This is a genomic window from Sphingobium sp. SA2, assembly GCF_032227065.1.
Lineage (GTDB): Bacteria > Pseudomonadota > Alphaproteobacteria > Sphingomonadales > Sphingomonadaceae > Sphingobium.
This window is the reverse complement of the sequence record NZ_JAPMXX010000006.1, coordinates 1619737-1632573: the sequence shown is the minus strand read 5'-3', so window position 1 is coordinate 1632573 and position 12837 is coordinate 1619737. Positions and strand designations below refer to the sequence as shown.

General features: G+C 64.7%; 13 protein-coding genes. 5 read left to right on the top strand and 8 right to left on the bottom strand.

The window, feature by feature from the left end; translation table 11 throughout:
• Nucleotides 1-35: 35 nt before the first annotated feature.
• Entirely contained in the window at nucleotides 36-806 is a 771-nt protein-coding gene (locus tag OVY48_RS15695) for a sugar phosphate nucleotidyltransferase (RefSeq protein ID WP_037477105.1), read from the bottom strand.
• 119 nt (nucleotides 807-925) lie between these two features.
• On the opposite strand from OVY48_RS15695, the gene OVY48_RS15690 reads away from it, so the two are divergent.
• Entirely contained in the window at nucleotides 926-2239 is a 1314-nt protein-coding gene (locus OVY48_RS15690; RefSeq protein WP_313923502.1) for an oligosaccharide flippase family protein, read from the top strand.
• A 92-nt stretch (nucleotides 2240-2331) separates the two neighbouring features.
• Here OVY48_RS15690 and OVY48_RS15685 read toward each other — a convergent pair whose 3' ends face one another.
• Together OVY48_RS15685 and OVY48_RS15680 are read right to left on the bottom strand one after the other, a co-directional pair.
• Nucleotides 2332-3126 (bottom strand): nucleotidyltransferase family protein, encoded by a 795-nt coding sequence (locus OVY48_RS15685; protein WP_313923501.1) that lies wholly within the window; start codon nucleotides 3124-3126, stop codon nucleotides 2332-2334.
• A gap of 40 nt (nucleotides 3127-3166) precedes the next feature.
• Entirely contained in the window at nucleotides 3167-4651 is a 1485-nt protein-coding gene (locus tag OVY48_RS15680; RefSeq protein ID WP_313924809.1) for a M23 family metallopeptidase, read from the bottom strand.
• A gap of 272 nt (nucleotides 4652-4923) precedes the next feature.
• Here OVY48_RS15680 and OVY48_RS15675 point away from each other — a divergent pair, with 272 nt between their 5' ends.
• Together OVY48_RS15675 and OVY48_RS15670 are read left to right on the top strand one after the other, a co-directional pair.
• Nucleotides 4924-7638, top strand: coding sequence for a helicase-related protein (locus tag OVY48_RS15675; RefSeq protein ID WP_313923499.1), 2715 nt, complete (start codon nucleotides 4924-4926; stop codon nucleotides 7636-7638).
• Nucleotides 7631-7927: an RNA-binding S4 domain-containing protein gene (locus tag OVY48_RS15670; protein ID WP_037479277.1), complete on the top strand. Its 297-nt coding sequence runs from the start codon at nucleotides 7631-7633 to the stop codon at nucleotides 7925-7927. Before OVY48_RS15675 ends, OVY48_RS15670 begins: the two co-directional genes overlap by 8 nt.
• A 94-nt stretch (nucleotides 7928-8021) precedes the next feature.
• Here OVY48_RS15670 and OVY48_RS15665 read toward each other — a convergent pair whose 3' ends face one another.
• Entirely contained in the window at nucleotides 8022-8564 is a 543-nt protein-coding gene (locus tag OVY48_RS15665) for a hypothetical protein (protein WP_313923498.1), read from the bottom strand.
• A gap of 685 nt (nucleotides 8565-9249) precedes the next feature.
• Between OVY48_RS15665 and fdxA the strand changes: the two genes are divergently transcribed.
• Complete coding sequence (gene fdxA, locus OVY48_RS15660) at nucleotides 9250-9588, top strand: ferredoxin FdxA (protein WP_313923497.1); 339 nt, start codon at nucleotides 9250-9252, stop codon at nucleotides 9586-9588.
• 241 nt (nucleotides 9589-9829) lie between these two features.
• Nucleotides 9830-10357, top strand: coding sequence for a CarD family transcriptional regulator (locus OVY48_RS15655; RefSeq protein ID WP_037477608.1), 528 nt, complete (start codon nucleotides 9830-9832; stop codon nucleotides 10355-10357).
• Nucleotides 10358-10444: 87 nt separating this feature from the next.
• Here OVY48_RS15655 and uraH read toward each other — a convergent pair whose 3' ends face one another.
• The 4 genes from uraH to OVY48_RS15635 all read right to left on the bottom strand — a co-directional run bounded on the left by uraH (nucleotide 10445) and on the right by OVY48_RS15635 (nucleotide 12818).
• Complete coding sequence (gene uraH, locus OVY48_RS15650) at nucleotides 10445-10849, bottom strand: hydroxyisourate hydrolase (RefSeq protein WP_052027747.1); 405 nt, start codon at nucleotides 10847-10849, stop codon at nucleotides 10445-10447.
• Nucleotides 10850-10926: 77 nt separating this feature from the next.
• Nucleotides 10927-11430, bottom strand: coding sequence for an asparaginase domain-containing protein (locus tag OVY48_RS15645; RefSeq protein WP_037477612.1), 504 nt, complete (start codon nucleotides 11428-11430; stop codon nucleotides 10927-10929).
• Between the two features lie 61 nt (nucleotides 11431-11491).
• On the bottom strand, nucleotides 11492-12307 hold the full coding sequence (gene proC, locus OVY48_RS15640; RefSeq protein WP_313923494.1) for a pyrroline-5-carboxylate reductase: 816 nt from the start codon (nucleotides 12305-12307) through the stop codon (nucleotides 11492-11494).
• A gap of 4 nt (nucleotides 12308-12311) precedes the next feature.
• Nucleotides 12312-12818 (bottom strand): YbjN domain-containing protein, encoded by a 507-nt coding sequence (locus OVY48_RS15635; protein ID WP_037477312.1) that lies wholly within the window; start codon nucleotides 12816-12818, stop codon nucleotides 12312-12314.
• Nucleotides 12819-12837: the final 19 nt, after the last annotated feature.

Below are 12837 nucleotides of genomic sequence, written 5' to 3'. Positions count from 1 at the left end.
TGTCGAAATCTACGGGAAAAGTGCGAAGTTAAGCCCTATCGCCGATAGCGCCCCTCATCGACCCACCGCGCCGTCAGCGCCGCCGCCGCTTCCACATCCTGCGGGAAATCGACCTCCTGCCACGGCAGCCCGTCGATCGACACGGTCCCGACCCGGTTCCCCTTCGCGATGATGTCGATCGCGCGCAGATACCAGCGCTCGACGCCTTCGGGCGTCCGCATCATCTGGTTGATCTGGTTGCGGAAGATCGCTGGGCCTTCGCCGGTGAAAGCCAACATGCCGATCGATTCGGCATTGGTGTCGGGCGGCAGCAAGCGCTTGCCGATATGGTGCAGGCGGCCGCTCTCGTCGCGGTTCACCTTCATGTCATCGTCGTCATAGTCGCCATCCGGCTTCACATCGACGGTGACGGTGATCGCATCGGTCGCCCCGGCGATCAGCTTGGCGACGATCTCGTCCGACACGATGGTATCGCCATTCAGGATGATGAAGTCGCGGTCCATCTCTTCCCGCACGATCCAGCAAGTACCAAGGTTATCGGCAACCTGGAAGAAAGGATTGAACACCGTGCGAATGCGCGCGCCTGTCTCGCGATAGAGCTGCAACGCATGATCCTCGACCCGCTCGGTGCGGAAACCCGTCACCACCACGATGTCGGTCACGCCATTGGCGACCAGCGCGGCGACCTGCCAGCTGATGAGGGTACGCCCGTTAAATTCGATCATGCATTTGGGCACGTCGCGGGTCAGCGGCAACAGGCGTGAGCCTTGCCCGGCGGAAAGGATGATGGCTTTGCTGATCGTCATAGCGCGCGGCCTTAAACCGCAATTTGGCCGAAAAAAAGGCGGGGTTTGCACGACGGCCCGAACCCCCTAGACAGGCGCACGCCGGATGACCGGCATCCGGGTGAAAGGCCAGGGCAGACGTGAAGGTCAAACGCGGATCGGGGCAGGCAGGCGACGGCTTTTCGCGCATCCTGGCCAATACCGGCTGGCTGCTGGGCGGCAAGGGCGTCGGCGCGATCCTCAGCATCGCCTATCTCGCTATCGTCACCCGGACGCTCGGCGTCGCCGATTTCGGTCGCTTCGCCCTGGTGCTGAGCGCCGCGCAGGTGATCAAGACGCTGGTGTCGTTCGACAGCTGGCAGATCGTCGTGCGCTATGGCCAGCCGCATCTGACTGCGGGCCATGGCGATGCGCTCAACCGGGTGCTCCGCTTCTGCATCCTCATCGATCTCGCATCGGCGGTCGCGGGCGGGCTCATCGCCGCCGCCATCCTGCTCCTGTTCGCTGACCTGCTGGAGGTCGGACCGCATATGGCCTGGCAGGTCTGGCTCTTCTGCATGGTGATGATGATCACCATCCGCTCCAGCCCGACCGGCCTGTTGCGCCTGTTCGACCGGTTCGACAGCGCCGCGCTCGCCGAAACCATGATTCCGGTGGGGCGGATGATCGGCGCGGGAGCGGCTTTGCTGTGGATGCCCGACATTACGGGCTTCCTTATCGCCTGGGCCTTTGCCGAACTGCTCTGCGCGCTCAGCTATTGGGGACTGGCATTGCGTGTCGGCCACGGCCGCATCGGCCATTGGCGCGCCGGAAGGGCGATTGATGCGCGCCGCGAAAATCCCGGCATCATCGGCTTCCTGACCGCCACCAACCTCCAGACCAGCCTGTCCTCGATCGGCCAGCAGGTCGCGGTGCTGATCGTGGGCGCCTTCGTCGGCCCGGTGGGCGCTGGCCTCTACCGCCTCGCCAATCAGCTCGCCAATTCGCTGACCAAGATCAGCAGCTTGCTGTCGCGCAGCATCTTCGTCGAACTGTCGCGCACCAGCAGTCATGGCAAGGAAGCGCTCGGCGCGCTGTTCCGCCGCACCAACCGGCTGGCCCTGATCGCGGGCGCGGTCATCATCGCGCTGATTGCCACCATCGGCCGTCCGTTGCTGGGCTTCATCGCCGGGCCGGACTTCCTGCCCGCCTATCCGCTGCTGCTGCTGCTCGGCATCGCTGCCTGCATCGAACTGATCGGCGTCAGCTACCGCCCGCTGCTGATGGCGACCGATCGCGCGGGCCTGTCGCTGCGCATCACCTTCGTCGCGACCCTGCTGCTGCTCGGCCTGCAAGCCGCATTGCTGCCGCTCTACGGCACGATCGGCGCGGCGGTCGCGAATATCGTCGCTGCCCTTGGCGGTTTCGCGATGATGGGCTGGGCCAGTCGTCGGGCCGTGGCGGGCGACAAGTAAGCCACCACCTGCCGTTCGTTTCGAGCGCAGTCGAGAAACCCTCGCGCCGGTTTCTCGACCACGCTCGAAACGAACGGAACCAGGAATAGCGCCTACCGACCCGCCAATATCGCCGCGATCAGATCCACATCCGCCTGCTTGTCCGCGTCGATGCACGCCTCGGGCTGCGCCATCGCCACCAGCCGCGCCACCAGGCCAAAGCGCCGCCCGACCCGCGCCATGCCGCCGCGCAACGTCGAAATCCGCAACAGCGCGCCAATCAGCGCCAGCGGCCCGAAGGCGGACAGGATTTTCCAGCCCTTCTTGCGGTCCTGCTCCACCTCCTGCCACAGCGCGATCACCGGCCGGGCCTTGTCGCTGCCGAACCAAAAGATATTGGCACCCGACCAGCCCCCATCGCGGAATTTGAGCCAGGTCCGCCGCGATTGCGGATAGCGCGCCAGCAGCGTCGCCCGCTCGACCATGGCCACGGCAATATCCGCGCCCGTCGCCTCGGCAATGAACTGGTCCAGCATCGCGCGATCCAGCAGCACATGATCCGCCGTGGTCAGCAACAGCGGAAAGGGCAGATCGCCCGCCTCCATCAAAGCCAGCAACGACGAGGCAATCCCCGCCCCGCCCCGTTCGAACCGCACGCGCGGATGCGCGCCCAGCCACGCCGTCGCCGGATCAGCGGCAAAGGCATCGGCCCGCTGCGTCAGGACGATCACTTGCCCGATGGCGGGATGATCGAGCAGCGCGCGCGCCGGGCGATTGATCATCGGCTCGCCCGCGACCGGCGCGAGCGGCTTGACCGGCACGCCGGCGGCGATCGCCAGCGGATCGGGAATGGGCCGCGCACCCGCAAGCAGGATGGCAGTGACGGAAGCCGGAGCGGAAGCAATCATCCCCGCTCGTTACCCAAGCGACACCCGCGCGGGAAGCGGCTTATTTACCGCTGGCGACCGGCGCGGCCGATGGCACTTCGGCAAAGGCCTGGCGCTGGCCCACAGGCAGCCCCTTGTAGCGCGCCAGTTGCGCGCGGAACGCCCGCAAATCATTGACCGCCAGTTGCGCCGTCGTCGTGAACTTCACCGACAGCGGATTGACCGTCGCACCGCCGCGATAGAGTTCATAATGGAGATGCGGCCCGGTCGACAGGCCGGTCGAGCCGACATAGCCGATCACTTGGCCCCGGCGCACACGCTGGCCCGGCGCGGCGGCGATGCGGCTCATATGCGCATAGCCCGTCGCGATGCCGCCGCCATGCTGGATGCGCACATAATTGCCATGCCCGCCATGCCGCCCGGCATAGGCGATCACGCCATCGGTCACCGCATAGATGGGCGAACCATAGCGCGCCGCGAAATCGATGCCCGCATGCATCCGGCTATAGCCCAAAATCGGGTGCCGCCGCATGCCATAGCTGGACGACATGCGCCCGGCGACCGGGGCCGACAACACGCCGCGCCGCTCGCCCACGCCCGACGCTTCGAACCATTCGGTGCGGCCATTGCTGGTCCATTTGAGCATATCGACCGACTTGCCGCGCGCGCGCTGCAACCCGGCATAGAGCAGCTCGCCCACTTCGATATCGCCCGTCTCCGCACGACGATATTCGGTCACGATGTCGTAGCGGTCCCCTGCGCCGATGCCGCCCAGATCGACCTGCCCGGCAATCACCCGCAGGAAGGCCTGCACCGCCTTGGGCGGGGCACCGGCGGCACGCGCCGAGCGATAAATGCTGTCGCCCACCACGCCCTGAATGCGCAGCGGCGTATTATCGACGCGGATCGGGATGCGCCGTACCGACAGCACGCCGCCCGCCCGCTCCAGTTCCAGCGCCAGGTCAAGCCGCGCGCGGAACGCCAGCCGATCAAGCGGCCGGGGCCGGTCACGGCTCGCGCGGCGGCCCAATATGATATCGAGCCGCGTGCCGGGCTTCACCCCGTCGCTGATGTCCGCGCCAACCAGCGCGTTGATCGTCGCCACGTCCCCGCTGCTGACCCCCGCCCGCGACAAGGCGCGTGCCAGCGTGTCGCTGCTGCCGACCTGGGCATTGAGTTCGATCTGCGGCCGTTCGGGCGTCTGGCGCAATGGCTGCACCGCATCGGTCGCGCCCATCCGCCGCCCGCTATCCGCGCCCAGCGCCAGCGGCGTGATCATCTGGCTGCGCACTTCGTCATAGTGCGCTTCGGCCATCGTCCGGCCGGGCAGCCCCGGAATCGGCTTGAAACCGGGCGACAGATACAGCGCCGTCGCGCACAGCCCGAAACAGGTGGCCAGCCCCCGGAACCAGGTCGGACTGCCGATCCGCTGGGCAAGGTCGGGGACCAGTTCCACCTCGTCCGCCCATTCGCGCAGCCGCATCCGCCAGTCGCGCGGCGGCACCGGCGCAGGCTGGCGCAGCGAGTCGGCCAGCCATAGCGACATGGTGGCGCCGCCCTGCTGCGATCCGAACTGGCTATCCTGAAACAAACCGCGACCCCCAGGGGCATGATAGCATTGCTTGGCGACGCAACGGCCCCCGCGCCATGCGTCGGGCCAGACCCTTGTGAAGCGACAGGGTTAAAGTCAATTTAAGACGCGCCGATGACGCACGCGCCTGCGACGACCCGTGCCACGGACCCGACAGGAATGCACCATGGTAGGGAACCCGCGAATCTCCTTGCTCCATCGCCCCCCATGCTCGACAGAGGGCTACCATGGTTGCCTTTGCCCGATCGCCCGTCACCGCCGTCCTGGGGCCAACCAATACCGGCAAGACCCATCTCGCGGTCGAGCGGATGTGCGGGCACAGCAGCGGCATGATGGGCTTCCCCCTCCGCCTGCTCGCCCGCGAAGTCTATGACCGGGTGGTCGCGATCAAAGGCCCGGCGCAGGTCGCGCTGATCACCGGCGAGGAAAAGATCGTCCCGCCCCACGCCCGCTATTTCCTCTGCACCGCCGAATCCATGCCGATCACCGGCGATTATGCCTTCGTCGCGCTGGACGAAGCGCAACTGGGCGCAGACCCCGAACGCGGCCATATCTTCACCGACCGGCTGCTCCGCGCGCGCGGGCGCGAAGAGACCATGATCCTGGGTTCCGCCAGCATCGCCCGCACCGTCAAGGCGCTGGTCAAGGATGTCGAGATCATCGGCCGCCCGCGCTTCTCCACCCTCTCCTATGCGGGCGCGAAGAAGCTCTCGCGCCTGCCCAAACGCTCCGCCATCGTCGCCTTCTCGGCCGAGGAAGTCTATGCCGTCGCCGAAATGCTGCGACGGTTCCGGGGCGGTGCCGCCGTGGTGATGGGCGCGCTGTCCCCCCGCACCCGCAATGCCCAAGTGCAGATGTTCCTCAATGGCGAGGTCGATTATCTCGTCGCCACTGACGCGATCGGCATGGGGCTGAACCTCGACGTCGCCCATGTCGCCTTCGCCTCGCTGCGCAAGTTCGACGGCCGCCGCACCCGCCGCCTGACCGTCAGCGAAATGGCGCAGATCGCCGGGCGCGCCGGGCGGCATCACAAGGATGGCACGTTCGGATCGCTGGGCGGCGAAGATAGCGACGCTGCCTTCACCCCCGAAGAGATCGAAGCGATCGAGGCGCATCGCTTCCCGCCGGTGGACCATCTTTTCTGGCGCGACGGCACCCCGCGCACCGACCGGCTCGACCATCTGATCGCCGATCTGGAGGAGCGGCCCGACCGCCCCGAACTGCGCGCCGCGCCGCAGGCAGTCGACCTGTCCGTCCTCAAGCGGCTGGCTGACGATCCCCTCGTCATCGACCGCGCGCGTGGCCAGCGGCAGGTCGAACGGCTCTGGGCGGCGTGCAGCCTGCCCGATTTCCAGAAGCTCGGCACGGAACATCATGGCCGGGCGGTCGCGCGGATCTGGCGCTTCCTGTCCGAAGGCAATGGCCACATCCCCCGCGACTGGTTCGCGCAGGCGATCGCCCGGCTCGATTCGGTGCAGGGCGATATCGACACGCTCGCCGGCCGGATCGCCGCGGCGCGCACCTGGTCCTACATCGCCCACCGCGCCGACTGGCTCGCCGATCCCGCCGAAATGGCCGAACGCACCCGCGCGCTGGAGGAGAAGCTGTCCGATGCGCTCCACGCCGCGCTGACGCAGCGTTTCGTGGACCGGCGCACCACCGTGCTGTTGCGCGATCTGGGTCAAAATGCGAGCAGCCTGCCGGTTACGGTCGAACCCGACGGCAATGTGTGCGTCGATGGAGAATCGATTGGGCGACTTGACGGATTTCGTTTCTCGGTCGATCCCGCTACGCGGCATCAGGACAGGAAGATGCTGTTGGCGGCGGCGGAAAGGCGCCTTGGAAAGGTATTGCGTGTGAAGGCAGATGAATTGGTTGCGGCGGCGGATGCGGATTTTGCCCTGCTGGACGAAGCGGGACAGGTGCCGGGCATCGCCTGGGGGCAGGCGACGGTCGCGACCCTGCTGGTGGGGCCGACCCTGCTGACGCCCGAAATCCGGCTCGACCGCGCCCTGCTCGAACTGGCCCCCGATTTGCAGAAGCAGGTCGCCGCGCGGCTCGCCACCTGGCTTGACGCGCAAAAGCAGAAGCATCTGTTACCACTGGTAAAAATGGCCGAAAGCGCCGCCGATCCGGCAGTCCCCGCCGTGGTGCGCGCGGTGTTCGCGCAGCTCGCCGATGGCGGCGGCGTGATGGCACGGATCGATCTCGACGCCGCGCTCGGCCATCTCGACAAGGACCAGCGCCATTTGCTGCGCCGCGCGGGCATCGATATCGGCGTGCTCGACATCTATCATCCCGGCCTGCTCAAGCCCGGCGCGGCGCGCTGGCGCTCCGCCTTGCTGGCGGCGCGACTCGGCAAGCCCTGCCTGCCGCTGCCACTGCCCGGCCTCACCCTGCTGCCGGTTGGCGACAAATTCGCGCAGATGGGCGCGCGAATCGCTGGCTTTCGCGGCTTTGGTGACCAGATGCTGCGCATCGACATGGCCGAACGCATGGCCCGCGCCGCGCATGAGGCGATCGCCAAGGGCGAAGCCTTCACCGCGGTCAGCCCGCAGATCGTCTCGCTTGGCCTGCTCGAACCCGCTTTCCTGCAACTGATGCGCGCCGCTGGCTTCCGTCCGGTCGAAGCGCCCACCCCGGCCCCGGCCGAGGAAGCTGTCGAAGGAGCTGAGCCAGCAGAAGCGCCCCCCGTCAGCGCCGCCAACTGGGTGTTTAAGGGCCGCCAAAAGCCCCGCCCCGAACGCGCCCAGCACACCCGTCCGCACACCGGCCGACCAGACAATGAGCAGAAGCCACGCAGCGACAAGCCCGCCCATGGCCGTCGCGGCGGCAAGGACGGCACACCCGCGCCCTCGCGCCCGAACCCCACCGGCGGCAGCCCCGCGCCCGCCAACAATGCCTTTGCCGGCTTGGCCGAGCTGCTTGGTCGCAATGGCTGATCCGGGCGCAGCCCCCGGCCATGCGCCGACGCTGCGCATCGACAAATATCTCTGGTTCGTCCGGCTCTGCTCCAGCCGGTCGAGCGCCCAGAAACTGGCGGAGGACGGCCATATCCGCCTCAACGGCCGCCGCATCGACCGCGCCCACGCCCCCGTGCGCGCGCACGATCTCATCACCTTCCCCCACGGCACCACCGTCCGCGTCGTCCGCATCACCCACCTCCCCACCAGACGCGGCCCCGCAACGGAAGCGCGCGGCTGCTATGAGGAACTGACGGTGGGTGGGTGACGGGCGGGGGCGGGTGGGCCATCCGCAATCGACCACTTCTTGCTCTTCGCTTGACGGATTGCTCCGCTCGAAACCGGACATCTATTGTCAGCCACTAAGAGCGCGACCCGCATTTTTGGAAGAATGTCGAGACGGTTCCCGCGTCAGTTACGGTCTTGTGCTTGCCGACGCTGCTTTCAAACACTGCGTATGTTAGCCCCTGAGGCGCTCCCCGGTGAAGCCAGTCCAGCAGCGTAGTTTGGTCGATCTTCGTCAGCGGCTGGCTAACGATAGTATCAATGGATACTAACGCAACGATTGCTGATTTCGTTTTGAATGAATGAACACTGATGCCACCGGGGACGCGTTGCCAATCGAGGATAATTTCGGTGTGTGAGGTAAAAGCTGTCGAAGGTCGCATATTTTCACGAATGAAATTCGGCATCGGAAGCCGGGTCCTCAGCATAAGATAAGTTCCGTCTGGTCCGCACAACAATGACACCGCGCTCCGCTTTAGCGGATACCACCGTGATGCGATCTCCAGCTTTGCCCTCACAGGAAACGGCACTGCCTCGGTGCTGGTCCAATCAGCAGATATCCAGCCCGGCCAGAACCCTGCGTAAAGGCAGACCGATCCTGTGATCGCGGCGGTGGCCATGGCTGCAGCCTGCCATGAACGAGTTCGGGAGTTACTCATTCTCAGGGGCTACAGGTCTAAAGTTGTCGAATCTACTAACGCCGCCAAGACAATTGCCCTCAATCTCTCTAACCATTTGGCTCCACCATAGCGCAAGCGTCGGTCATACGGTAACCAACGACAACGATATGTTGACCGCCTACTAAAGGTCCGCTTTCGCACTTTCGGGCTGGAAAGCCGTCAGTCCGCCAACCACCCCTTGCCGTCATGCCGGGGTTGACCCGGCATCCATTGGCTCAACGATTCGACGTCACCGAGAAGGAGAGGCTCATGGACCCCGGATCAAGCCTGTCCTGAGCCTGTCGAAGGGTCCGGGGTGACGCAGTTTGAGAGGCTTCACCTTCTCACCATGCCAACCGTCCGCAACGGTACCCCTCCCCCGGCGCATTACCCCCTTCTCCCCGCCGGGGAGAAGGATATGCAGCCTTGGTGCCGAAGGCACCTAGGCGGAGCCATGCTATCCCTGCCCGGCACCGCTCTTCCCCTTCGTCCACCCCGCCCCCGCGACGCACCCCTGCGACGGTGTGAACTTTCGAGTCGGGCCGCAGGAAACCGGGCCTAAACCCCCGGCAACATTATCCTCATTGACCTTGGCCGTGCCTGCGCATAGCAGGACCGCGCTTTTCCAACCAAGAGTGACCAGACAATGACCTATGTCGTGACCGACAACTGCATCCGCTGCAAATATATGGATTGCGTCGAGGTCTGCCCCGTGGATTGTTTCTACGAGGGTGAGAATATGCTGGTCATCAATCCGAGCGAATGTATCGACTGCGGCGTGTGCGAGCCTGAATGCCCGGCCGAAGCGATCCTGCCCGATACCGAAAATGGCCTGGAAAAATGGCTGGAGCTGAATACCAAATATTCGGCCGAATGGCCCAACATCACGGTCAAGGGCGATGCCCCAGTCGACGCAGACGCCATGAAGGGCGTCGAGAACAAGCTGGAACAGTTCTTCTCGCCGGAACCCGGCACGGGTAGCTGACGGGCGCGCTGTCGCCGCCTTCGCCGTCCCATTTTGCGCCACACGCCCGCCCTTTATGTCCGGGGGTGGTAATTTTGTTACGAATCTGCTAAAAGCCGTCACAACGGACGGGCATATGCGCTCGCCCCTGGAGTATTAGCTTCATGTCTTGACGGTGGTGTCGCGGTCTTCCCTGCATGTGACCCCTATCGCATGTGCCCTGCGTCGGCCCCGTTCCCCGGTTGAATTGGAAAGGTTGCAAATGGCTGCCAAAGCGCTGTCCTTTGACGTTGGTGATTATGTCGTTTATCCCAAGCATGGCGTAGGCCGTGTAATCGAACTGCAGAAAGAGCAGATTGCAGGCATGGATCTGGAACTGTACGTGCTCCGTTTCGAAAAAGAGCGCATGACGCTCCGCGTACCGACTAACAAGGCCGAAGGCGTCGGCATGCGCAAGCTGTCGTCCAACAAGACGCTCGAAGAATCGATGGAAACATTGAAGGGCAAGCCAAAGGTCAAGCGCACCATGTGGTCGCGCCGCGCGCAGGAATATGAAGCGAAGATCAATTCGGGCGACTTGGTGTCGATCGCCGAAGTGACCCGCGACCTGTTCCGCGCCGACGACCAGCCCGAACAAAGCTATTCCGAGCGTCAGATCTTCGAAGCGGCGTCCAGCCGCCTCGCCCGCGAACTGGCTGCGATGGAAGAAACCGACGAGCCTACCGCGCTCAAAAAGATCCTCGCGATCCTCAACGAAGCCGCACCCAAATATGCCAAGGTCGAAGGCTGATCGGCTTGGCTTAGGCCGCTAGCGGCTGGCCTAACGGAAAAGGGGCGTTCCGATATCATCGGGGCGCCCCTTCCTCGTCCGGGCCGGTCAATTGCCGCGATAGCTGCTATAGCCATAGGGGCTGACGACAACCGGCACATGATAATGGGCCTTCGCCTCGTCGGCGCGGAACGTGACGCTGATTTCCGGGAAAAATGGCTTCGCCGCCGACCCTGTATAGGCGGTCATGTCGAAACTGATGCGATAGATGCCGGGCGGCGTATCGATCCCTTCGCCAAAGCTGCGGATGCGTCCATTGCCATCGGTGCGCGCGGTGGCGACGCGGGTCCAGTTGCCGGCCGCATCCTTGCGCTCCAGCGTCGCAGGAATGTCGGCCCCACCAACGCCCTGCGCCAGATCGAGAACATGGGTGGAAATATCCGACGCCTGCGCGCCCAAAGGCGTCGCCAGAAAAGAGAGGGCTAAGGTAGCGGCAATCCTGTGACGCATCATGCTGGTCCTGATCCTGTGTATGTCGCTGATTTAAACGGCTCGACCACGCGGTAAACCAACCCGAAAGGCCATGGCTGTCAGGTTGGTATCGACACGAAGGCCCCCTTGGCGCGATCCTTGACGACCTTGTCGGCGCGGAACACGGAACCGCTCATGGTGATGTAAACGCCGGGTTCCGCCACCTGCGCAGTGGCGAAGGCCATGCCGAGGTTGAAGCTCGCATCGCTCTCCCCAAAGCGCGCGGGCGCAAGCGCGCCGACGAGGACGATCGTCTTGCCCTCGATGCCCGCCAACGCCTTGGCCGTATCGGTCATCGTATCGGTGCCATGGGTGATGACGATATGCTTTTCCGCCGCTGCGGCGATCCGCGCATAGATGAGCGCGCGATCGCGATCGTCCAGTTCCAGACTATCCTTGCGGGTCACTTCCTCGATCCGAAACGGCCGCTTGACCCGTGCCACGTCCAGCAGCTTGGCCATCACCGTTTCGCCCACCTGATAGTCGGACAGCGCATCGAAATAGACTTTGTCGATCGTTCCGCCGGTGGTCAGCAGCAATATGGGGGTGTCGGGCGACAGCATGGGAAAGCTCCAAACAGGGAAGACATGCCCCTAGCGCAAATCCGCCCGTGCCGGAACCGGCCTATTCCCCCCGCGCCATCGCTTCGCCGCGATCCCGCGCCGCCGTCAATGTGTCGACCAGCAGCGTGCGCAGGCGGTCGTTGGCGTCGAGGACGTTCATGCCTTCGCGCGTCATGCCGCCGGGGCTGGCGACTCGGTCGGCCAACTGGCCAGGGCTATCGCTGGCGCGGGCCGCCATATTGGCCGAACCTTGAACCGTCGCCAGCGCCATCCGAGCGGCCTGATCGGCGGGAATGCCAAGCGCTTCGCCTGCCTGGGCGAGCGCGTCGATGAAGCGGAAGACGAACGCCGGACCACAACCGGACAGCGCCGTGACCTGGTTGAACAACGCTTCGTCCGTCACCCATTCGGCAAGGCCCAACGGACGGATAAGGGCATCGACGGCATCCCTCGCCGAGGGCGCAGTGCGGCTATCCGTGAACAGCGCGGTCACGCCCTCGCCCAGCCCCACGGGCAGATTGGGCATGGCGCGAACAATGTCCCGAACCTGCGGGAAACATGCGCGCAGATCCGCCAAAAGCGTGCCGGCCAGGATCGACACGATCCTCGTGTCGGCCGCGCATAGGGGCGCAAGTGATTCCGCCACACCGCCGATCTGATAGGGTTTCATGCCGAGCAGCACCGTGGTTCCAGCGGGCAATGCGGCGGGATAATCCGTCCTCACCGTCACACCATCCGCTACCGCCTTGCCACTTGGCCGCAGGACGGTCACGCGCGCGGGATCAAGGCCGCAGGCGAGCCAGCGCGACAGCATCTGCCCCGCCATATTGCCACAGCCGACAAGAAAGAGATGATCGGGCCAGAGCGTCACCGGCATCGGCTCAGGCTTCGCCGCGCGTTTCGATCAGGCTGGCGGAAATCGCTTCCGACGGGGATTTGCCGCCCCACAGCACGAACTGGAACACGGGATAGAAGCGTTCGCATTCGTCAATCGCCGTTTCGACCAGCAGTTGCGCCTGATCGAGCGTTAGCGTGCCGCCTGCGCCCAGCAGCGCACCATGACGGAAAAGGATGATGCCGCTCGAAGACCAGAGTTCGAAATGACCGAGCCAGAGCTGTTCGTTGATTAGGCCCAGCGTCTCGTAAATGACGCTGCGCTTCTCATCGGTGACGCGGATGTCGGGCATGGCCAATAGCTGCAACACCTGGTCTTCGTCGCGCCAAATGCCGCGCAATTCATATTGCGCCCAAGAACCTTGCGTGTTGGCGACGATCTCATCCTCGCCAACCTGCTCGTAACTCCAGCCATGCGCCTCGTAAAAGGCCGCCAGCATATCGATCGGAGCGGCCTCCTGACCGCCATGTTCAAACTCGTCACTATCCATCATCGCCGCGCCTTATCACCGG